20 protein-coding genes are annotated in these 20,630 nt (G+C 60.2%); 14 read left to right on the top strand and 6 right to left on the bottom strand.

From position 1 onward, the window contains the following. The first annotated feature begins 55 nt into the window (after positions 1-55). The 3 genes from BMZ46_RS23520 to BMZ46_RS23510 all read left to right on the top strand — a co-directional run bounded on the left by BMZ46_RS23520 (position 56) and on the right by BMZ46_RS23510 (position 3,305). On the top strand, positions 56-1,306 hold the full coding sequence (locus BMZ46_RS23520; RefSeq protein ID WP_039772786.1) for a lipoprotein-releasing ABC transporter permease subunit: 1,251 nt from the start codon (positions 56-58) through the stop codon (positions 1,304-1,306). Positions 1,307-1,313: 7 nt separating this feature from the next. After that, positions 1,314-1,997, top strand: coding sequence for a lipoprotein-releasing ABC transporter ATP-binding protein LolD (lolD, locus tag BMZ46_RS23515; protein ID WP_162831788.1), 684 nt, complete (start codon positions 1,314-1,316; stop codon positions 1,995-1,997). Positions 1,998-2,060: 63 nt separating this feature from the next. Beyond that, positions 2,061-3,305, top strand: a complete 1,245-nt coding sequence (locus BMZ46_RS23510; RefSeq protein WP_074689237.1) for a lipoprotein-releasing ABC transporter permease subunit — start codon at positions 2,061-2,063, stop codon at positions 3,303-3,305. Between the two features lie 117 nt (positions 3,306-3,422). Here BMZ46_RS23510 and BMZ46_RS23505 read toward each other — a convergent pair whose 3' ends face one another. Both BMZ46_RS23505 and BMZ46_RS23500 read right to left on the bottom strand, forming a co-directional pair. Further along, positions 3,423-4,760, bottom strand: a complete 1,338-nt coding sequence (locus BMZ46_RS23505; protein WP_039772784.1) for a heavy metal sensor histidine kinase — start codon at positions 4,758-4,760, stop codon at positions 3,423-3,425. Next, a complete protein-coding gene (locus BMZ46_RS23500; RefSeq protein ID WP_007951608.1) occupies positions 4,760-5,440 on the bottom strand; it encodes a heavy metal response regulator transcription factor in 681 nt (226 codons plus the stop codon). Before BMZ46_RS23500 ends, BMZ46_RS23505 begins: the two co-directional genes overlap by 1 nt. Before the next feature lie 154 nt (positions 5,441-5,594). Between BMZ46_RS23500 and BMZ46_RS23495 the strand changes: the two genes are divergently transcribed. Continuing rightward, positions 5,595-6,128, top strand: a complete 534-nt coding sequence (locus tag BMZ46_RS23495) for a copper-resistant cuproprotein CopI (RefSeq protein WP_074689235.1) — start codon at positions 5,595-5,597, stop codon at positions 6,126-6,128. A 61-nt stretch (positions 6,129-6,189) separates the two neighbouring features. Beyond that, complete coding sequence (queF, locus tag BMZ46_RS23490) at positions 6,190-7,020, top strand: NADPH-dependent 7-cyano-7-deazaguanine reductase QueF (RefSeq protein WP_039772781.1); 831 nt, start codon at positions 6,190-6,192, stop codon at positions 7,018-7,020. A 63-nt stretch (positions 7,021-7,083) separates the two neighbouring features. Here the strand turns inward: queF and BMZ46_RS23485 are convergent, their stop codons facing one another. Both BMZ46_RS23485 and BMZ46_RS23480 read right to left on the bottom strand, forming a co-directional pair. Next, complete coding sequence (locus BMZ46_RS23485) at positions 7,084-7,347, bottom strand: DUF4404 family protein (protein WP_039772780.1); 264 nt, start codon at positions 7,345-7,347, stop codon at positions 7,084-7,086. Positions 7,348-7,455: 108 nt separating this feature from the next. Next, the gene (locus BMZ46_RS23480; RefSeq protein WP_074689233.1) at positions 7,456-8,076 is read right to left on the bottom strand and encodes an HAD superfamily inactivated hydrolase PcrP; all 621 of its coding nucleotides are present in this window, start codon (positions 8,074-8,076) and stop codon (positions 7,456-7,458) included. 185 nt (positions 8,077-8,261) lie between these two features. Here BMZ46_RS23480 and BMZ46_RS23475 point away from each other — a divergent pair, with 185 nt between their 5' ends. The 3 genes from BMZ46_RS23475 to rssC all read left to right on the top strand — a co-directional run bounded on the left by BMZ46_RS23475 (position 8,262) and on the right by rssC (position 10,937). Next, positions 8,262-8,951 (top strand): MlaA family lipoprotein, encoded by a 690-nt coding sequence (locus BMZ46_RS23475; RefSeq protein WP_011335174.1) that lies wholly within the window; start codon positions 8,262-8,264, stop codon positions 8,949-8,951. 322 nt (positions 8,952-9,273) lie between these two features. Next, a complete protein-coding gene (rssB, locus tag BMZ46_RS23470) occupies positions 9,274-10,455 on the top strand; it encodes a two-component system response regulator RssB (protein WP_041475374.1) in 1,182 nt (393 codons plus the stop codon). Beyond that, positions 10,455-10,937 carry an anti-sigma factor antagonist RssC gene (gene rssC / locus BMZ46_RS23465; protein WP_003226553.1) on the top strand — a complete coding sequence of 161 codons (483 nt, stop codon included), beginning with the start codon at positions 10,455-10,457 and terminating at the stop codon, positions 10,935-10,937. The genes rssB and rssC overlap by 1 nt, the downstream gene beginning before the upstream one ends. A 73-nt stretch (positions 10,938-11,010) precedes the next feature. Here the strand turns inward: rssC and tal are convergent, their stop codons facing one another. Beyond that, positions 11,011-11,937, bottom strand: a complete 927-nt coding sequence (tal, locus tag BMZ46_RS23460) for a transaldolase (RefSeq protein ID WP_039772777.1) — start codon at positions 11,935-11,937, stop codon at positions 11,011-11,013. Between the two features lie 186 nt (positions 11,938-12,123). Further along, positions 12,124-13,065 (bottom strand): glycosyl hydrolase family 5, encoded by a 942-nt coding sequence (locus tag BMZ46_RS23455; protein WP_074689231.1) that lies wholly within the window; start codon positions 13,063-13,065, stop codon positions 12,124-12,126. A gap of 290 nt (positions 13,066-13,355) precedes the next feature. On the opposite strand from BMZ46_RS23455, the gene BMZ46_RS23450 reads away from it, so the two are divergent. From BMZ46_RS23450 to BMZ46_RS23425, 6 genes are read left to right on the top strand one after another with little or no spacing between them, the layout of a single operon-like run. Next, positions 13,356-13,796, top strand: a complete 441-nt coding sequence (locus BMZ46_RS23450; protein ID WP_039772775.1) for a low molecular weight protein-tyrosine-phosphatase — start codon at positions 13,356-13,358, stop codon at positions 13,794-13,796. Between the two features lie 38 nt (positions 13,797-13,834). Further along, positions 13,835-16,057 carry a polysaccharide biosynthesis tyrosine autokinase gene (locus BMZ46_RS23445; RefSeq protein WP_074689229.1) on the top strand — a complete coding sequence of 741 codons (2,223 nt, stop codon included), beginning with the start codon at positions 13,835-13,837 and terminating at the stop codon, positions 16,055-16,057. Between the two features lie 41 nt (positions 16,058-16,098). Beyond that, positions 16,099-17,175 carry a glycosyltransferase gene (locus tag BMZ46_RS23440; RefSeq protein WP_064598090.1) on the top strand — a complete coding sequence of 359 codons (1,077 nt, stop codon included), beginning with the start codon at positions 16,099-16,101 and terminating at the stop codon, positions 17,173-17,175. A 14-nt stretch (positions 17,176-17,189) separates the two neighbouring features. Then, positions 17,190-18,302 (top strand): polysaccharide pyruvyl transferase family protein, encoded by a 1,113-nt coding sequence (locus BMZ46_RS23435; protein ID WP_039772772.1) that lies wholly within the window; start codon positions 17,190-17,192, stop codon positions 18,300-18,302. Then, positions 18,299-19,531, top strand: coding sequence for an MATE family efflux transporter (locus BMZ46_RS23430; RefSeq protein ID WP_064598088.1), 1,233 nt, complete (start codon positions 18,299-18,301; stop codon positions 19,529-19,531). Before BMZ46_RS23435 ends, BMZ46_RS23430 begins: the two co-directional genes overlap by 4 nt. Continuing rightward, positions 19,522-20,625, top strand: a complete 1,104-nt coding sequence (locus tag BMZ46_RS23425) for a hypothetical protein (protein ID WP_039772770.1) — start codon at positions 19,522-19,524, stop codon at positions 20,623-20,625. The genes BMZ46_RS23430 and BMZ46_RS23425 overlap by 10 nt, the downstream gene beginning before the upstream one ends. Positions 20,626-20,630: the final 5 nt, after the last annotated feature.

The raw sequence follows: 20,630 nt of genomic DNA, 5'->3' as shown, positions 1-20,630 counted from the left end.
TGGTTATCGACCCCCGCCACAAGGACGTTCCTTTTCCCTCCGAACAAGCCCCGACATGTTCAGACCTCTCTTCGTATTTATCGGCACGCGTTATACCCGTGCAAAGCGTCGCAATCATTTTGTGTCATTCATTTCCCTGACTTCGATGATCGGGCTCGCCCTTGGCGTGGTCGTGATGATCGTGGTGTTGTCGGTGATGAACGGCTTCGATCATGAGATGCGCACCCGCGTGCTGGGCATGGTGCCCCACGCGACCATCGAGTCCGGTGAAGCCATCAATGACTGGCCGAGCCTGGCCGCTAAGGTCAAGCAGAACCCGCAGGTGGCGGCCGTTGCGCCGTTCACCCAGATGCAGGGGTTGCTGACCAACAACGGCCAGGTGTCCAAGGTGTTGCTCAATGCCATCGACCCGGCGCTGGAGCGCAACGTCTCGATCATCGACAACTTCATGAAGCAGGGCAAACTCGACGATCTGACGCCGGGCAGCTTCGGCATCGTGATCGGCGACAAGGCCGCGACCAAGCTCGGCGTGGGCCTCGGTGACAAGATCACCTTCGTCGCACCGGAGGTCAGCGTGACCCCGGCCGGGATGTTCCCGCGCATGAAGCGCTTCACCGTGGTCGGCATCTTCCATGTCGGCGCCGGTGAACTGGACGGCTATCTGGGCGTGACCAACCTGCAGGATCTGGCGAAGATGCACCGCTGGAAGCCTGATCAGGTGCAGGGCCTGCGACTGAAGTTCGACGATCTGTTCCAGGCCCCGCGTGAGGCGTGGAACATCGCCCAGCGCCTCGGCGAAGACCGTTACTACGCCCGCGACTGGACCCGTACCCACGGCAACCTGTATCAGGCGATCCGCATGGAAAAAGCCATGATCGGTCTGCTGTTGCTGCTGATCGTCGCGGTGGCCGCGTTCAACATCATTTCCACGCTGGTGATGGTGGTGAATGACAAGAAGGGCGATATCGCCATTCTGCGCACACTGGGCGCCACGCCGGGCACGATCATGCGCACGTTCATGGTGCAGGGCACGGTGATCGGCGTGGTCGGCACGGCCATCGGCGCCGTGGTCGGGATCTTCGCCGCGCTAAACGTCAGCGCTGCGATTTCGGCCCTCGAAGGCGTGATCGGACACAAATTCCTCAACGCCGACGTGTATTTCATCGATTACCTGCCGTCGCAGGTGCAGAGCCAGGACGTGGTCATGGTCTGCGCCGCTGCGTTGGTCCTGAGTTTCCTCGCCACCCTGTATCCAGCCTGGCGTGCCGCGCGCACCCAGCCGGCGGAGGCGCTACGTTATGAGTGAGTCGGGCATGAGTGAAAAAGCAATCTTGAGCTGCCGCAACCTGGGTAAATCCTACGAGGAAGGCCCGGAGTCGGTGGAAGTGCTGGCCAACCTGCAACTGGAATTGCATCCGGGTGAGCGGGTGGCGATCGTCGGCAAGTCCGGTTCGGGCAAAAGTACCTTGCTCAACCTGCTGGGCGGTCTCGATACGCCGACCAAGGGCGGTGTCTGGCTCGACGGTGAAGAACTCTCGGCGCTGAGCGAGAAGAAGCGTGGCCTGCTGCGTAACCGCGCCCTCGGGTTCGTGTACCAGTTCCACCACCTGCTGCCGGAATTCACCGCGCTGGAAAACGTCTGCATGCCGCTGCTGATCGGCAAGACCGCGATCCCGGAAGCACGTCAGCGTGCCACGGCGTTGCTGGAACGGGTCGGCCTGGGTCATCGCCTGGAACACAAACCGGCGGAGCTGTCCGGTGGCGAACGCCAGCGCGTGGCCATCGCCCGTGCGCTGGTGAACAATCCAGGCTTGGTGATGCTCGACGAGCCAACCGGCAACCTCGACTCCCATACCGCCGAAGGCATTCAGGATCTGATGCTGGAACTCAGCACTTCGATGCGCACGGCGTTTCTGGTGGTGACTCACGACATGAACCTGGCTCGCCAGATGGACCGCGTCCTGCAACTGCAGGAAGGTTGCCTGACCCCCATCTGACGGCTTGAAACCCGGTGCCTGAAAAGGCATCGGGTCTTTTATTTTTATACGGTGCCCCAGCGAATGTTCAGACCGTTATCGATCTTTATCGGCACGCGCTATACCCGCGCCAAGCGCCGCAATCGCTTTGTTTCGTTCATTTCGATGACCTCGATGATCGGCCTCGCCCTCGGCGTGCTGGCGATGATCGTGGTGCTGTCGGTGATGAACGGCTTCCAGCGCGAAATGAGCTCGCGCATCCTCGGCATGGTGCCCCACGCGACCATCGTCGGCGTCAAGCCGATCGACGACTGGCAGCCAGTGGCCGCCGCCGCGATGAAGAACCCGCAAGTGACCGCCGCCGTGCCGTTCACCGAGATGGAAGGCATGCTGTCCTACAAAGGCATGATGCAGCCGATCCAGATCAGCGGCGTCGATCCGGCCCAGGAAGGCAAGGTGTCGATCGTTGCCCAGCACATTGTTCAGGGCCGTCTCGATGCCTTGAAACCGGGTGAATTCGGCGTAGTGCTGGGCGAAATCACCGCTCGGCGTTTTCGCCTCAACGTCGGCGACAAGATCACTCTGATCGTGCCGGAAGTCAGCACCGCACCGGGCGGCATCACTCCGCGCATGCAGCGCTTGAACGTGGTCGGCGTGTTCAAGGTCGGTGCCGAACTCGACGGTTCCATGGGCCTGATCCACGTCTCCGACGCCGCGACCATGCAGCACTGGGAGCCGAATCAGGTGCAGAGCGTGCGTCTGGCGGTGAAGGATCTGTACGCCGCGCCGAAGGTTTCCTCGGACATTGCCAGCGGCCTCGGCGCCGATTTCAAGGCTGACGACTGGACCCACACCCAGGGCAGCCTGTTCAGCGCGATGAAGATGGAAAAAACCATGATCGGCCTGTTGCTGCTGATGATCGTCGCGGTGGCGGCGTTCAACATCATCGCGACCCTGATCATGGTGGTGAATGACAAGGGCGCGGACATCGCGATCCTGCGCACCATCGGCGCCACGCCACGACAGATCATGGCGATCTTCATGGTGCAGGGCACGGTGATCGGCATCGTCGGCACCATCATTGGTGGCGTGCTGGGCGTTATTGCCGCGCTGAACGTCAGTGAGATGGTGGGCTGGGTCGAGCGGGTGACCGGGCAGCACATCTTCAGTTCGGACGTGTATTTCGTCAGCAACCTGCCATCGGAATTGCAGGGCGGCGACGTGCTGCTGATCTGTTCGGCGGGCTTCATCCTCAGCTTCCTGGCCACCGTTTACCCGGCGTGGCGAGCGGCGAAGATCGAACCGGCGCACGCGTTGCGCTATTCCTAAGCATCCTGATGCTCGTTCCCACGCTCCGCGTGGGAATGCATCAACGGACGCTCCGCGTTCGGCTCTTTAGGGCGCAGAGCGCCCCGGGCTGCGTTCCCACGCTCCGCGTGGGAACGATCAGCTTCGAGGCAACTCAATCACAAACCGCGTCCAGCCCCGAGCCGATTCGCAATGAATCTGCCCGCCATGGGCCCGGATGATCGACTGAGTAATCGCCAGCCCCAATCCCGCATGCTCGCTGCTGCCTTCCTGGCGCGCCGGATCCGCCCGGTAGAAGCGGTCAAACAAACGCGGCAACAACTCCGCAGAAATCCCCTCGCCACTGTTCTCCACGGTCACCCTCATGGATTTCGCCTGCTCGGTGACCCGAATGCGCACCTCGCCGTTTGCAGGGGTAAAGCGCAACGCGTTATCCAGCAGATTCGATAGCGCCCGGCGCAACATCGCGCGATCCCCCTCAAGCTGCCCCGCACCGTCGCGGCTCAGGCCGACCTGAGCGTCTTCGGCCAGCGGCGCAAAAAACTCCAGCAACGCATCGGCTTCTTCCGCCAGCTCCAGCGGTTCACGCTTGGGCACCAGCAAACCGTGGTCAGCCTTGGCCAGATAAAGCATGTCGTTGACCAGTTGCGCCATCCATTGCAGCTCTTCGAGGTTGCTGTGCAGCGCTTCACGATAGTCTTCGAGAGGGCGAGGGCGGGTCAGGGTGACTTGGGTGTGGGTCAGCAGGTTCGACAGTGGCGTACGCAGTTCATGGGCGATGTCGGCAGAGAACGCTGACAGCCGCTGAAAAGAATCGTCGAGGCGTCCGAGCATGGCGTTGAAGCTGTGGGCCAATTCCGCGAGTTCTGCAGGCATCCGCGCTTCCGGCAATCGGGCATTCAGCGATTGCGCCGAAATCCCACGGGCCACGGCACTCATGCGCCGTAACGGGCGAAGACCGCTGCGGGCGGCCCAGGCGCCGAGCAGCGCGGTGGCCAGCGCCGAGAGGCCGACGGTCAGCCAGATCAGATGCTGCATGCGTTGCAGGAAGTGCTGGTGGTGGGTGATGTCCAGCAGCAAGGTCAACTGCGGTGAATCGGGTTTTCCCGGTTCAAGCGCGGCGTTGAGCAGGCGATAGTCCGTGCCGTTGTCGTTGATGGTGGCCAGACCGGGTTGCTGCGGCAGGTTTGCCGGGGCGTGCAACGAGCGCCCAAACCAGCGCTGGCCCTCAGGGCCGCTGACGCGCAACGTGATATCGCCCTGTTGGCTCAACTCATCGGTGATGTGCGCGGCGTCGCTGCCACTCAGCAGCGTCTGACGTACGCTGAGCAGTTTTCCTTCGAGCAGTTGCTGGTCGAGCTCGATGAAGTGGCCTTCGCTGGCCCGATTGAAAACGACCCCGGCGACCAGCGAAACCACGGCGGTGCAGCCGGCGAACAGCAGCGCCAGCCGACCGCTCAAGGACAGTCGGCGCATCAGTCGGCACGCTCTTCAAGGACGTAACCCATGCCGCGCACCGTGTGAATCAGCTTGTGGGGGAAGTCGTCATCGATCTTCAGGCGCAGTCGACGAATCGCCACTTCGATCACATTGGTGTCGCTGTCAAAGTTCATGTCCCAGACCTGTGAGGCGATCAGCGATTTGGGCAGCACTTCGCCCTGGCGGCGCAGGAGCATCTCCAGCAGAGCGAACTCTTTGGCCGTAAGGTCGATGCGTTGACCGCTGCGCTCGACCCGGCGGCGAATCAGATCCAGGCTCAGGTCGGCCAGGCGCAGACTGGTTTCCTGGGGCGTGGAACTGCCGCGACGCAACAGGCTGCGCACCCGCGCCAGCAATTCGGAGAAGGCGAACGGTTTGACCAGATAATCGTCGGCGCCCAGTTCGAGGCCGTGCACCCGGTCTTCAACGGTGTCCTTGGCGGTCAAAAACAGGATCGGCGTTTCCAGACCGGCGCTGCGCACCGCTTGCAGGATTTGCCAGCCATTGCGTCCGGGCAGCATCACGTCGAGGATCAGCAGCGCATAATCGCCACTCAACGCCAATTGCTGGCCGGTGGTGCCGTCGGCCACCAGTTCGGTGTTGAAACCGGCCTCGGTCAGGCCCTGGCGCAGGTACTGGCCGGTTTTGGGTTGGTCTTCGACGATCAGCAGTTTCATGGGCGGCTCGGGTAGCGGGAACGAGGACGTTATACCGTGGGCAAACGCGGTGAGCGCCAACCTGACAAAGTTGTAATCTGCCTGTCAGGTCGCTGCCAGCGCAGGCGGGCTAGAGTTTCCCACAGGCTGAACCTTGATTTGTTGGAGTACGACTATGTTTTTGCGCAATCGTCTGGCCCTTGCCGCGTGTCTGCTGGCGCTGAGTTCGCCGCTGTGGGCAGCGCCGGCGCACACCTATGACTTCGGCCAGCCGGCCCCGGCGGCCAAGGCCACCCGCAGCATTGAAGTGGTGATGGGCGACATGAGCTTCGATCCGAAGGCGATCGAGATCAAGGCTGGTGAGACCGTTCGTTTTGTGCTGGTGAATAAAGGCCAGTTGCTGCATGAATTCAACCTTGGCGACGCAACGATGCATGCAAAACATCAGCAGGAAATGTTGCAGATGCAGCAAAGCGGCATGCTTACGCCGACCGGCATCAAGGAAATGTCCCACGACATGGCGGGCATGGATCACGGCTCGATGGGGCATGGCATGAAGCATGACGACCCCAACAGTGTGCTGGTGGAGCCCGGTAAAACCGCCGAGTTGACCTGGACCTTCAGCAAAGCGGTGAACCTGGAATTTGCCTGCAATATTCCCGGGCATTACCAGGCCGGAATGGTCGGCAAACTGACTGTCAGTCAGTAAGCACTCAATGGCGGGAGCAAAGGCTGGTAGAATCCGCTGATTCTTCAGTCAGGTTTCCGCCATGCATCCCGCAGCCGAACATTCGCCGCTGGGCAAATCCAGCGAATACATCGCCACGTACACACCGTCCCTGTTGTTCCCGATCCCGCGCACCGCGAAATGGGCCGAGCTGGGCCTGACCGCCGAAACCCTGCCGTATAAAGGCGTGGATTTCTGGAACTGCTTCGAACTGTCGTGGCTGCTGCCGTCGGGTAAACCGGTGGTCGCGATCGGTGAATTCAGCATTCCGGCGGATTCGCCGAACATCATCGAATCCAAGTCGTTCAAGCTGTACCTGAACTCGCTGAACCAGACGCCGTTCGCCGACATGGCGAGCCTCGAAGCGACGCTGGTCAAGGACTTGTCCGCTGCTGCCGGCAAGCCGGTGGGCGTGCGGGTCCGCAGCCTGAATGACGTCGAAGCCGAAGGCGTTGTCGCGCTGCCGGGCGTGTGCATCGACGATCTGGATATCAGCGTCAGCAATTATGAACATCCGCGTCCTGAGCTGCTGCGCTGCGACGATTCGCGGGTGGTGGAGGAGAGCGTGCACAGTCATCTGCTCAAATCCAACTGCCCGGTGACCAGCCAGCCGGACTGGGGCAGCGTGGTGGTGGAGTACCGTGGCGCGGCGCTGGATCACGCCAGCCTGCTGGAATACATCGTCAGCTTCCGTCAGCACTCGGACTTCCACGAGCAATGTGTGGAGCGGATCTTCCTTGACCTGCAGCGCCTGCTGAAACCGGAAAAACTCACGGTGTTTGCGCGTTATGTGCGCCGGGGCGGGCTGGACATCAATCCGTACCGCAGCACTGAAAGCGTGCAACTGCCGAACCATCGTCTGGTTCGTCAGTAACCCGCCTCGCGGACATGAAAAAGCCCTGCCAGTGATGGCAGGGCTTTTTTGCATTCGCGGGTTTCAGATGCCCATGCTGACCAGGGAATTCATGATGTTGCGCAGTGTGCCGGCGATGGTGGGGTGATCAACTTCAAAACGCTCAACGGCCAGGTTCACGCCATCGGCAATGTTGGAGTCCTTGGTTTTGGTTTCCAGTTCAAGTTCCAGTTCGATCTGTTCCATCAGTGCATGTAGATCAGCGCGCTCGGCTTCGGTCAGCGGAGGATTTTGATCCAGTTGCTCGCGCAGGGCATTGAGCTGTTTCTGCAGTTCTTGAGCGGGCATGGTTGTTTCCTTTTATCGAGAGGCACTGGCATAGACCGCAGCTGTGCGCCAAAGGTCTATGGCTCTCCTTAAGACTAATCCACTCTTGGCCAACCTGCATGATCCCGGTCAGGGCTTTTCGCCTTTGAGGCGACGCAGGTTGATGTCCGCGAGGCAAGTGTCGAGCTCGCCCAGATGATCGATCACCGAGTGCACGCCGAGGCTGAACAGTTGCACGGTCGCCTTGCCGCGCAGTTGTTCGCGTTCCTTCTGGCTCAGGGCCTGCCATTCGCTCGGCGCCAGTCCGCACAGTGAGCCGCAGGACGCCAGGCCAATGGTCCACAACCCGGCATTGAGGCCCGATTGCAGCAGGCGCGGTTCGCCGCTGACCAGTACGCAACCGTCGAGGCGATCGACGTTCAATCCCATCAACGCTTGCCAGCAGGCGTTGGGCGCCGGCCAAGGATTGATTGTTGCCGAATATTGCGATGGTTTGATCCAGTCTGGCAGCGCCGATGCCAGTACCTGAGTGCTCGCGATGGACAACTCATCCAGCCAGGCGCAGGGAATTTGCTGGCGCTGCAGGCTGCGCAGGCTGTCGAGGGCGCCGGGTGTCACGTCGGCGTGTTCCGGGCCGATGCTGGTCTGATGGCGGGCGCGGGCGCCGAAGTCCACCAGACAACCGCTGAGTCCGAACAGCACGGCGGTCAGCGTCGGTGCCGCGAGGGGCAAGGCTTCGGCTTGAGGCATGGAAAACGTCCCTGAAATAGCGATCAGGCTAAGCGTCAGCGGTGACAGTTACGTGACAGGTGAATGACGAAGCGTCCTACAGAGGGTTTCACCGGGGAACTGCCTAAAGCGCCGTTTACGTCTTATACTGACGCACTAATCGCCGCGGCCCAGGTGCTGCGTCCGTACTATCCAAGGAGTTTTCTATGCGCTGGAGCCATCCTCTTGCTCAGCTTTGTGTATGTGCCAGCGTAATGCTGGTGCCGTTCGCCGCTCAGGCCGCAACGGAAGAAGATCCTTGGGAAAGCGTCAACCGTCCGATTTTCCAGTTCAACGATTTCGTTGATACCTATGCGCTGAAGCCGCTGGCGCAGGGTTACGAATTTGTTACTCCGCAATTCCTGGAAGACGGCATCCACAACATGTTCCGCAACGTCGGTGATGTCACCAACCTGGCGAACAACATTCTTCAGGCCAAACCGGCCGCCGCTGGCGTCGACACCGCGCGCCTGATCTTCAACACCACGTTCGGCCTGCTCGGATTCTTCGACGTCGGCACCAAAATGGGCCTGAACCGCAGCGACGAAGACTTCGGCCAGACCCTCGGCTACTGGGGCGTCGGCAGCGGTCCTTACGTGATGCTGCCGCTGATGGGCCCGAGCACCCTGCGTGACGCGCCGTCCAAGTACGTCGACAGCTTCACCGGCCCGTATCGCTACATCAACGACGTGCCGGTGCGTAACTCGATTTTCGGCCTGAACATCGTCGACACCCGCGCCAGCCTGTTGTCCAGCGAGAAGCTGATCAGCGGCGACAAGTACACCTTCATCCGCAACGCCTACCTGCAGAACCGCGAGTTCAAGGTCAAGGACGGGCAGGTTGAAGACGATTTCTGATCTCGATTGATCAGTACAAAAGGGCGATCGTGAGGTCGCCTTTTTTGTGGGCGCGTCCAATGATTGGGTTACGGTTGAAGCCGTTCTTATAACTGCGAGTGATTTGACAAACAAAGTCTCCAAGCGACCATCGGCGCATGCTTGAAACGCTCGAAGGATGGGAGTACCGTCTGCGCCTTAGAAGGGCACCTCTGGTGCAACCGTGTGCGGGGCAAACGCTCCGAAGCGGTGCAGCAGAGAGGCTAGAAAGCGAATCCAGTAGTCTGCGCCGGGCCGTTGCCCCGCCTGCTACGCCAACCTAATTCTGGCGCCGTTTGCCCACATGCCAAAAACCAGTGCCACGCTGCTGATAATCGATGATGACGAAGTAGTGCGCGCGAGCCTCGCGGCCTATTTGGAAGACAGTGGTTTCAGCGTCTTGCAGGCCAGTAACGGCCAGCAGGGTCTTCAGGTATTCGAGCAAGACACGCCCGACTTGGTCATCTGCGATCTGCGCATGCCGCAGATGGGCGGTCTCGAACTCATCCGTCAGGTCACTGAGCGGTCGCCGCAGACACCGGTGATCGTGGTCTCGGGCGCCGGCGTGATGAATGACGCGGTCGAGGCCCTGCGCCTGGGCGCGGCGGATTATCTGATCAAGCCTCTCGAAGATCTGGCCGTGCTCGAGCACTCCGTGCGCCGGGCCCTGGATCGTGCGCGTCTGCTGCTGGAAAACCAGCGCTACCGCGAGAAACTGGAAAAGGCCAACCGCGAACTCGAAGCCAGCCTGAACCTGCTCCAGGAAGACCAGAACGCCGGTCGCCAGGTGCAGATGAACATGCTGCCGGAAAGTCCGTGGGCCATCGACGAATTCAGGTTCGCGCACCAGATCATCCCGTCGCTGTACCTGTCGGGTGATTTTGTCGACTACTTCCGGGTCGACGAGCGCCGGGTGGCGTTCTATCTGGCGGACGTTTCGGGTCATGGCGCCTCTTCGGCGTTCGTCACCGTGCTGCTGAAGTTCATGACCACGCGCCTGCTGTTCGAATCCAAGCGCAACGGCACGCTGCCGGAATTCAAGCCTTCGGAAGTCCTCGGTCATATCAACCGGGGGCTGATCAGTTGTAAGCTGGGTAAACACGTCACAATGGTCGGTGGAGTCATCGACGAGGAGACCGGTTTGTTGACCTATAGCATCGGCGGCCATCTGCCGTTGCCTGTGTTGTACACGCCTGACAGTGTTCGCTACCTCGAGGGGCGCGGTCTGCCGGTGGGGCTTTTCAACGAAGCCACCTACGAAGACCACGTGCTCGAGCTGCCACCGACGTTCAGCCTGACGCTGATGTCTGATGGCATTCTGGATCTTTTGCCAGAGCCCACACTCAAAGAGAAAGAAGCCGCTTTACCGCAAAAGGTGAAGTCGGCGGGCGGCAGCCTGGATGGTCTGCGGCAGGTTTTTGGATTGGCCACGCTAGGGGAGATGCCGGATGATATCGCCCTGTTGGTGTTGAGCAGGAATCTTTGATGAGTACCGGTAGAATCCAGTTCGCCGAGCAGGACGGCACCTTCGTCCTGAAGTTCGTCGGTGAAGTTCGCCTGACCCTGTGTTCGGCGTTGGATGCGACTATTGAAAAAATCTTCACCGCGCTGAATTTCAACGCGATCGTGATCGATTTGACCGAAACCCGCAGCATCGACAGCACCACGTTGGGCCTGCTGGCCAAACTGTCGATCCTGTCGCGGCAGAAGGTCGGCCTGCTGCCGACCGTGGTCACCACCCACGAGGACATCACCCGTCTGCTGCAGTCGATGGGTTTCGAGCAGGTGTTCAATATCGTCAACCATCCCGTGCCGTGCCCGGAATGCCTTGATGACCTGCCGGATCAGGACCAGTCGGAAGAGGTGGTGCGGATCAAGGTGCTCGAAGCGCACAAGATCCTCATGGGCCTGAACGACTCCAACCGCGAAGCCTTCCATGACCTGGTGAATGCCCTCGAACGGCACTGATCAGCCAGGCCGCGAGGCACAAAAAAGGGCGAACCTGTGAGGGTTCGCCCTTTTTGCGTTTGCGCTTGGCCGATTACAGCTTGGCTTGCAGCAGCGCCTCGAGTTTTTCCTGGTCGCGGGCAAACTGACGGATGCCTTCGGCCAGTTTTTCGGTGGCCATCGCGTCTTCGTTGGACAGCCAGCGGAATTGCGCTTCGTTGAGGCTCAGACGCGCCTCGCCAGCGTGGCCCGGAGCGAGTTTGCGTTCCAGCTTGCCGGTGTCGGCCGCCAGTTTCTCGATCAGGTCCGGACTGATGGTCAGGCGGTCGCAGCCGGCCAGTTGCTCGATCTGACTCAGATTGCGGAAGCTCGCGCCCATGACCACGGTCTTGTAGTCATTGGCCTTGTAGTAGTTGTAGATGCGCGTCACGGACTGCACGCCCGGATCGTCGGCACCGGTGTAGTCGTTGCCGTTGGCCTTCTTGTACCAGTCGTAGATGCGGCCCACGAACGGCGAGATCAGGAACACACCGGCATCGGCGCAGGCAGCGGCCTGAGCGAAGGAGAACAGCAGGGTCAGGTTGGTCTGGATGCCTTCCTTCTCGAGGATCTCGGCGGCGCGGATGCCTTCCCAGGTCGAGGCGATCTTGATCAGTACGCGGTCACGGCCAACGCCGGCCTTGTCGTACAGCTCGATCAGGCGGTGGGCGCGTTTGAGCACCGCGTCCTTGTCGAACGACAGGCGCGCATCCACTTCAGTGGAAATGCGGCCCGGAATGACCTTGAGGATTTCCTGACCGACCGCGACGCCGAAACGGTCGCTGGCCAGGCCGACATCGCCCTTGCAGTCGCCGACGCTGGCGTTCAGCAGTTCAGCGTAAGCCGGGATAGCCGCTGCCTTGAGCAGCAGGGAAGGGTTGGTGGTGGCGTCGACCGGTTTGACCCGGGCAATCGCTTCGAAGTCGCCGGTGTCGGCCACGACGGTGGTGAACTGTTTGAGTTGTTCCAGCTTGGAAGTCATGAGCGTGCTCTGTCCTATGGGTCTGGTGACATTACCCGAGCACCGACAGCCACTCAAGGGCATGTCGGCGTATCGAGCGCCCCGGCGGCAACAACCTGAAAACGGCTGTTTGAAAGGCGGGGCGCGTATCGATCAATACGATGCCAAAAAGGACCACAGGTTCAAAGCAACTGACCCGCTGTACCCTCAATCGGCGTTCAAATGCGTCGAGGCCGCCGTCTGCGCCGGTTTCGGCTGGCCGTCGGAGGTCAGCAGGCCGAAATTCTTCTCCCGGTCGTTACTGCCCGACTCGCTGTTCTTCCATTCGTAAATCGACGTCAGCGGAATGTTGAGTTTTTTAACATCGGCGATGAACGCAGCGATTTTACTGGCTTGCCCTTCCGGCCCGCCGTTGGAGGCGAGCGCCGAGACGCCCCATTCACTGATAACGCCCGGCAGACGGAAGTTTTGCTGGATGAAGGTCTGCGCGTTACTGATCTGCGTCGCGGTCATGCCGTAAGGGTGATAGGAAATGGCATCCAGGCACTCAGGATAAGTGCCGAGGATGCTGTTGAGGGCCACGGTCGAGGCGGAGCCGGCTGTCGGCGGACGGGCAAAACCGAAGCCCACCAAAGGCGTCGATTGCGGCTTGCCCTGCAGCGTCTTGCACATGGCCGTCATGAACGGCACGAAGGTGTTTTTGAAGTCCCCAGTGGGCCAATAAGTGTCGAGATCCGGCTCATTCCAGATTTCGATCCCTACCAGTTGCGCGCTCCAGGCTTGCTCAAGCCCGCTCACCGCGTTGGCAAAGGCTTCACCGGCGGTGGTCAGGTCACCGGTCAACGGTTTGGTGGCGCGAACGGTCATCAAGACCGGCAACCCGGCGGACCGCGCCGTCGCAAACGCATCGCTGATCTGTTTCTGGTAGGTCTTGCCGCCGAGGCTGTCGCTCCAGACGCCAAAGCGCACAAAGCTGAATCCGGCTGCTTTGATCTGCTCGGCGTCCGCCGGGGTGAAGTTCTGGATCTTGACCTGAACGCCAATGGTTCGGGTGGGCAATGACGGGAACAGCGTACTGGCGTGAACCTGTGCAGTAGCACTGAGCATCAACAGGGTGGCACCAAGATGTTTGAGATGTGCTGATTTCATGTCGGCTCTCCTGATGAGAATGACATCTAGCGAAGGGTTATCTCGTTACACAGGTTTCGAGGGCAATATGGATGCTAAGTGCACGAATGTTATTTTTTGTCGGAAAACTTTCGCCTGAAAATCACAGTTATTTTTAGTCCGGTAATTCTGGTTGGGGGACTTTTAGAGGCCGTGGTACTTAATGCATCGGTATTAAGGGTGAATCTATTTCCGAGTGAAGGAAGGTCTTGCGGGTTCATTCGAATTTGCAAGGCATGTTGGCCGATTGACATTACACGGGAAAGTAAACCTTGTTCAAAAAGATTCTTGTCGTTTGCGTAGGCAATATCTGCCGAAGTCCGACAGCGGAACTTCTGTTGCGCAATGCACTGACACCCTCGGCGATCAGCGTGACCTCCGCAGGCCTGTCTGCACGGGTCGGCGAAGGCATGGAGTCGACCGCGCGCCAGGTGCTGGAAGACCGCGGGCACAGTGCCGAAGGGTTCAAGGCGCGGCAACTGACAGCAGACATCGTCAATGAATCAGACCTGATTCTGGTGATGGAAAAACAACATGTTAATCAAGTACTGAAGATTGCCTCTCACGCCAGGGGCAAAGTGTTTCTGCTGGGCAAGTGGCAGAGCGAACGAGAAATACAGGACCCGTATCGTCAGGGGCAGGCCGCTTTTATTCATGCCCATGCATTGATTGAAGATGCTGTTAGCTCATGGGCGCAACGCCTGGCGCGTTGATGAATATTCTTCAGTTCAGTGAATGGTAAGAAAGACTTATGCAGTTACCGTCAGTAATCGGCACCCGCGACAACGATCAAGACAGTATTGATCTTCTCGGCATCTTCGGCAGCCTGATCGATCAGAAATGGTTGATCGGTGCGTTCACCGGCGCGTTCATGATGACCGGTGTGGCCTATGCGATTTTGGCCACGCCGGTGTACCTGGCCAACGCGCTGGTGCAGGTCGAACCGAAAAAGAACGACATGCTCGGTTTTTCCGACCTCAACAGCATGCTCGGCGGGCAATCGCCATCGGTGACCGAAATCGGCATCATCAAATCCCGCGCGGTAATCGGCAAAACGGTCGACGACCTGCGCCTGGATATCGACGTCACCCCCAACACCTTCCCGCTGATCGGTGGCTTTCTTTCCCGGCGCTATCGCGGTGAGACCGAACTCAGCGTCGCGCCGCCGCGTTTCGGTCTGAGCAGCTACGCCTGGGGCGGTGAACGCCTGGAGTTTGCCAAGCTCAATCTGCCCAAGGAACTGCTGGGCAAGAAACTCACCCTGATTGCCGGCGAACAACATCGCTTTCAGCTGTTGGATGATAACGACAACCTGCTGGTCGAAGGCGTGGCGGGCGAAGCCTTCGCGCAGGACGGTGTAGAAGGGCAGGTCGCGCAACTGTTGGCCAATCCCGGAACCCGTTTCGAAGTGGTGCGCAACCCACGAATCGTGACCATCCAGGGTTATCAGGACGCGCTGGACATCTCCGAGCAAGGCAAGGAGTCCGGCATCATCCGTCTGGCCCTGGCCAGCAGCGACGCCGCCGAAGCGGTGAAGATCCTCAACAAGATCGCCGCGCTGTACGTCGATCAGAACGTGCGCCGCACCTCCGCCGAAGCGGCGCAAAGCCTGGCCTTCCTGCAAAGCCAGTTGCCGCAGGTCAAGCGTGACCTGGCCAAGGCCAGCGATGCGCTCAACGCCTACCAGACCCACGGCAAGACCGTGAACATCTCCATGGAAACCCAATCGGTGCTCGGCCAGTCCGTGGCGCTCGAAACGCGGATTTCCGAGCTGAAACTGCAACAGGCGGAGATGGATCGCAAGTTCACCAAACAGCACCCGGCCTACCGCGCGCTGATGACCCAGATTGGCGAATTGACCCAACAACAGCGCTCGCTGGAAGGCAAGGTTCAGGACCTGCCGGCCACACAACAGGAACTGCTCAACCTGACCCGCGATGTCGAAGTTGCCTCGCAGATCTACACCCAGTTGCTGAACAAATCCCAGGAGCTGGACATCGTTCGCGCGGGCGCTGTGGGTAACGTGCGTCTGGTGGATACGGCGGATGTCGACCTGACCAGCCCGGTCAAACCGAAAAAAGCCCTGATCGTGTTGATCGCCACCTTCCTCGGCGCCTTCGTCGGCGTGGCGCTGGTGCTGTTGCGCAAATCCCTGAGCAAGGGCCTGGAAGGGCCGGAAGGCATCGAGCAGCTCGGCTTGCCGGTCTACGCGTCGATTCCCTACAGCGCTCTGCAACAGGAAGAGGACAGCAAAAAAGTCCGGGCCAAAGTCGCGGCGGACACGCCGGCGTATCTGCTGGCCCTGCGCAACCCGACGGACCTGTCCATCGAATCGATCCGCAGCCTGCGCACCTGCCTGCACTTCGCGGCGCTGGATTCGACCAACAACCGCATCATGATTTCCGGCCCGAGCCCGCAGGTCGGCAAGACCTTCGTCTCTTCCAACCTCGCAGCGGTCATGGCGCAAAGCGGGCAGCGCGTGGTGCTGATCGACGCCGACATGCGCAAGGGGCATCTGCACAAAACGCTGAACACGCCGATCACCAACGGTTTGTCGGATCTGCTGGTCAAGCGCTGCACCCTCGAACAGGCGATCAACAAGGTCGAAGTCGACAACCTGCACTTCATCAGCCGTGGGCAGGTCCCGCCCAACCCTTCCGAGCTGTTGATGCACGCCAATTTCCGCGACCTGCTGGCGCAACTCAGCGAGCGCTATGACGTGGTGATCATCGACACGCCACCGCTGCTGGCCGTGACCGATGCGGCGATTGTCGGTCGCGAGGCCGGCATCAGTCTGATCGTCGCGCGGTTCGGGGTGAACCCGGCCAAGGAAATCGAAATGACGATTCGGCGTTTCGCCCAGAACGGTATCGAGTTGAAAGGCGCGGTGTTCAACGGCGTCGAGAAGCGCGCGGCCAGCTATTACGGCAACGGCAGCTATTACAACTACGAATACGCGTCCGACCAGTCCTGAAATTCAGCGACGGTCCTTACAGGCATGAAAGTGGGTGAGTTGTGAAAAAAATACTGCACGTGGCGGAAACGATCAAAGGTGGGGTGGCGACGGTCATCCGCACAATTTCGGCGGCTCCCGAAGACGGGCGCTATGAGCTGGTGTATCTGGTCCCGCTCGACCAGAAGAAAGAACTGCACGGCATCGATCCACAGCAGATCCGCACCTTTGCCCGAAGCGGGCGGAATGTGCCGTCGCTGCTGCGTTTTGCCTGGCAACTGGCGCGGGTCCTGCTCAAGGAAAAACCCGACGTGGTGCATTTGCACAGCACCTTTTCCGGGGTGATCGGCCGTTGCGTGTGCGTGCTGCTACGGCCATGGCGCAAGCCGAAAATCGTCTACTGCCCCCATGCGTTTTCGTTCCTGATGGAAAGCTCGCCGATCAAGCAGAAAGTCTATGCGGGGATCGAACGGGTGCTGCAGAAGGTCACGGACACGATCATCTGCGTCAGCCAGTTCGAACTGGACAAGGCCGCGAAGTTTGGCATCGAGCGCAAGCGCATGACGCTGATCTACAACGGCATCGATCACAAGCATGAAGAACGCAAGGCCAACGATCCGGCACCGATTCATCTGCTGTTCGTCGGTCGCCTCGACTACCAGAAAGGCTTCGACGTATTGCTCAAGGCTTACAGCGAAGCAAAGCGCAGCGACCTGAAACTGACGGTAGTGGGCAGTGCGGTGAACGAGGACGTGGTCGAATGTCCGCCGCTGGACGGGGTGGAATACCTGCCCTGGGTGACCCCAACCGAAGTGCACGCGCTGTATCAGAAAGCCGATGCGCTGATCGTCCCAAGCCGCTGGGAAGGCTTTGCCATGGTGCCGCTGGAAGGCATGGCGCTGGGCCTGCCGGTGATCGCCAGCGACTGCACGTCGTTGCCCGAACTGGTCACCCATGGTGTGTCCGGTTACGTGTTCCCCGCCGGTGACCACCAGGCGCTGGCCGATCGCCTGAAGAAAATCCAGAAGCCTGCGTTGTCGGCCCTCGGCATCGAAGGTCGGCGCATCGTCCGCGAGCGTTTCAGCGCCGCGTTGATGATCCGCCAGACCTACGACGTGTATTCCGCTCCCTCTTATTAAGTAGAACTCCGCTCATGAACGTAACGATTTTGCATGGCTACAGTGCCTCCAACTCCGGCGATGGTCTGCTGGTCGATCTGGCCATTGCGCTGGTGCAGCGCAACTTTGGCGAAGACACCGCGATCAGTGTGGTGGCTTCCGATCCGGACTCTTTCAAGTACCTGCCGCACCCGCGCTTCGATGCGCCGGTGATGGCGGCCAAGGGCCTGGGTCGGGTCAAGCAGGCAGTGTTCCTCAATCAGTCCTACGCCGGTCTTGCGGATCTGTTGAAGAAAACCGATCTGATCGTCGGTGTTGGCGGCGGCTACATGCGCTCGAAAAGTGCCTTCGAGCACATCAAGCTGAAACTCGGCCACGCCAAGCAGCTGGAAACCGCGATCCTCAGCAAAGTGCCGTCGGTGTACCTGCCGCAAAGCATCGGGCCGTTCCACGGCGACAGCGACAAGATCGTCGGCCACTACGCCAGCGCCGATGCGGTGTTCGTGCGCGATAACCGTTCTTCGGCGCTGTTCGATGCCTGTGAAAATGTCTACCGCGCGCCGGACCTCGCGGTGCAGGCCCTGGCCGGCAAGATCCTCCAGCAACCCAAGTTCACCCGCTGCGCTTCGACGCCGGCCACGGTGTGCGTGGTGCTGCGTAAACCGCCGGCATGGAGCAAGGAAAAGAAGCTGGCCTACGTGGCCAACCTGAAGGTGCTGCTGCAGCGTTTGAAGAACAAAAGCAAAGTGGTCTGCGCCGTACAGAGTGCGGTGCGCGGTAATGATGACGGCGCGTTCTATCGCGAACTGGGCATCACCGAAGACTTGCTGCCGTTGAAGGCAACGCTGGCCAAATACCAACCGGACCTGGTGATTTCCGTGCGCCTGCACGGCGCAATCGAATCGCTGCTCTCGGGTGTGCCGGCGTATCACATCAGCTACGAACGCAAAGGCTTCGGCGCCTATCAGGACATGGGCGTCGAGGACTGGGTCATCAACGGCGGCGACATCAATGTCGACACTATCATCGACACGGTTTACGCGCCGGACGCGCTGTCGAATTTCGGCAAACGCCTGACCGACACCTGCCGCGAGATCGAGGCGAAAACCGTGGCCATGGACGACATCATCAAGGGCGTCATTCGATGATATTCCGGCTGTTGCTGCGCGGCGGAGCACTGGGCGCGAAGTTCTTGCTGGTGCTCGCCATCACCCATTACCTCGGTTACGAGGCGCTGGGTTTTTACGGCGTGGTGGTCGCGGCGTCGTTGATCGCGTCGAAGTTCTACAGCGTCGGTTTCAGTTCCGAAATCAATCGGCTGATCAGCGTGGGCGGCAGTTCGCGCCGGGTCGTGGACAAAGTGCTGCTGCTGTACCTGGCCGTGGGCCTGGCGTTGTCGGTGCTGACGGTGGTGATTTATTCGCTGTTCCAGTCGGTGGAAGCGACGGCTGCGCTGATCGCCTGCGTGACGCTGGTGCTGCTCACCGAACACCTGTCGTTCGAGATCAACTCGTTCGTGTTTTCTGCACAGAAAGCCACGGCGGGTGCGCTGCTGTTCTTCATCAAGACCGGGCTCTGGGCGCTGCTGGCCGTGGGCGGGATGGCGCTCGGTTGGGTGTCCGCAATCGCCAGTGTGTTGTGGCTGTGGGTCATCGCCAACGTGCTGGTGATTGTCGCCGGTTACCTGATCGTGGTGAATGTTCATCGCGGGCGGGAAGAGGGGACGCTGGCCACCGCCGCCGTGTGGAAAGCCGGGTTGCCGTTTTACCTCGGCACTGGCCTGATCGCGCTGAGTCAGTACGCCGAACGCTTTCTGATCATCGACCTCGAACCCTACGCCAGCCTCGGTAAATACGTGTACGCGTGGTCGGCGGCCAACACCTTGCAGGCTTTGTCTTACGCGGTGGTGGCGGTGGTCGGCATTCCGCTGCTCGCCAAGCGTTATCAGGCCGATCAGCAACCGTTCACGGTCCGGCAGTTGTTCGTGAACAAGTGGGTCGCGCGTTCGCTGGTGGTGTCGGCGGCGGTGGCGGTGGGCATTTATCTGTTCTTCAACGTGGTGCTCGATTACGTCGCCACCAGCGTTCCGCGTCCGGACAACGGCATCCTCGGCGTGCTGATTTTCTCCTTCGCCCTGCGCGCCATTGGTGACATCGTCTGGGGCGGATTGATCGCGTCGAAAAACAGTCGGGTGTCCCTCGCCAGTGCGGCCATTTGCCTGTTGGTTTCAGTGCCGGTCAGTTACCTGCTGATCAAGCATTATTCGATCTACGGCGCGGCCTGGGGCAACGTCTTCGCGATCACCGTGCAGCTCGGCGTGATTGCGCTGCTGACCCGTGCCACGCGGGCGAAAAAGGCTGTCGTGTCATGGGCCTGAAACTGCCGTGCATCGAGTTTCGTGGTCGCCGTCTCGATTCGTCGCTGTCGTTCCTGATCCTGTTCACCGGGCTGTTTCTGTCCGTGGCCATGCCGCTCTTGGTGCCGCGCGATCCGGGCCCGGATGCGATGACCCTGTGGTCGTCCTATGCCCGGGCCGACAACTGTAATTTCTGGAACCCGTTCTCGCCGGATCGCTCGTCCTACGAGTGTTCGGCATTCCTGCTGCGGCCCACCGGGATCAACCTGACCAACGCCTGGGCCTACGGGATGTTCTGCAACTTTTTCCTCACGGCGATTCCCGTGGTGGTGTTCCGGCGCATGCCGCTGACCATCTTCGGAACCCTGTGCCTGTGGGGCATCGTACGTTCGTTTTTTCTGGAAAACCTGACCAAGGAAATCATCGTGTCGGTGGCGGTGCTGAGCATTCTGTTCAGCTCGCTGACGCGCAAATATCGCGGCGGATTTTTCCTTTCGGCGGTGATCTACGGCGTGCTGATCCGGCCCTACTGGATTTTGTTTTCGCTGTCCTGGGTCGGCGTCTGCGTGATGAAGAAATACGTCTCGCGCACCACCTTCTTCCTGATGCTGTTCCTGTTCTATCTCGCAGTAGCAATGGCGATCCAGCTGGCGCTGGGCTTTCCGGTGTCGTCGATTCGCGCCAGCAACAACGAACTGCGCACGGCGGGCGAGGAGGGGTCCAAATCGCTGATCGTCTCGTGGCTCAGCGGCAGCGACTTCGTCTCGCAGGCCCTGGACTCGATGATCATTTTCTTCCGCTTGTCGTTTCCCGTTGAGCTGATCCTGCTGTCGGGGCCGGGCCAGGTGATCTTCGTGGCGTTGATGATCATGACCGCGCTGCTGCTGTTCAAAGTCATCACCTCGACCGATTACAAGGGCGCACCGATCCAGACCAAACCCAAGGAACTGATCGCGATTCCGCTGGCGTTCCTTCTGGTTCAAGGCTTGTTCGAGCCGGACTTCGGTTCGTTCGCCCGGCACTTTTCGATGGTGGTGCCGGTGCTGTTCGTGGGCCTGGGGTTGATGCTGCGGGCGAACAAACCGGCGAAGGTTGAATCAAGAATTCTGAATTGAGGCGG

Origin of the sequence: Pseudomonas sp. NFIX49, from assembly GCF_900115915.1 — a bacterium.
Taxonomy (GTDB): Bacteria; Pseudomonadota; Gammaproteobacteria; order Pseudomonadales; family Pseudomonadaceae; genus Aquipseudomonas; species Aquipseudomonas pharyngis.
The sequence above is the reverse complement of the archived record's forward strand: the minus strand, read 5'-3'. Positions and strand labels throughout refer to the sequence as shown.